This window comes from Candidatus Symbiopectobacterium sp. NZEC135 (assembly GCF_025962695.1).
The window spans coordinates 1-666 of record NZ_JAGFPF010001191.1; the positions used below are offsets into that span (position 1 = coordinate 1).

1 protein-coding gene is annotated in these 666 nt (G+C 57.7%); it reads left to right on the plus strand.

All coding sequences use genetic code 11. The features are described from left to right. Nucleotides 1–570 (plus strand): lysoplasmalogenase (locus J5224_RS33275; RefSeq protein ID WP_264629164.1); only part of this gene is annotated, 570 nt, incomplete at its 5' end. Nucleotides 571–666: the final 96 nt, after the last annotated feature.

Consider the following 666-nt stretch of genomic DNA (forward strand, 5'->3'; position numbering starts at 1 on the left):
CGGGGGCCTGGCTGGCAACGCTGGCTGTTCAAGCCCATTACCATCGCGCTGCTGCTCGCACTGGCCTGGCAAACGCCGCTGATGAGCGTCACCGGTTACTTTATCGTGCTCGGCCTGTTGGCAACGTTAGCCGCAGATATCCTGCTGTTGCTGCCCATACAGCGCATGCTGTTCGCCATCGGTGCCTATTCCGCCTGCCACCTGCTCTACACCATCGGGTTTCTGGTGGCACAAACCTCACTCACGTTTTTCTGGCCGTTGCCGCTGTTGCTGCTGGTGATTATCGCGCTACTGCTCGCCATCCTGTGGTCACGGCTCGACACCCTGCGCTGGCCGGTCGTGGCATTTGTCGCAATGAATGCGGTCATGGTGTGGGTTGCCGGGGAACAGTACTTTGCGCTCGGCAGCAGTAATAACCTCTCCTGGTTTGCGGGCAGCCTGCTGTTATTTATCGCCCACGGCGTCTGGCTGATTCACCATTACCGTTTTCCGTTTCGCGCCCATCAGGCGATTGTGGCTGCCGGCTATTTCGCGGGCCATTTTCTGATCGTGCGGGCGCTCTATTTTTAATCAGCGCGGAGCGTCAAAAGCGCTGTGCAGCCACTGGCAGCAGTGATAAAGTCGTGGATGAGAACCACTATCATCAAACAGGAGAGCATGATGCAT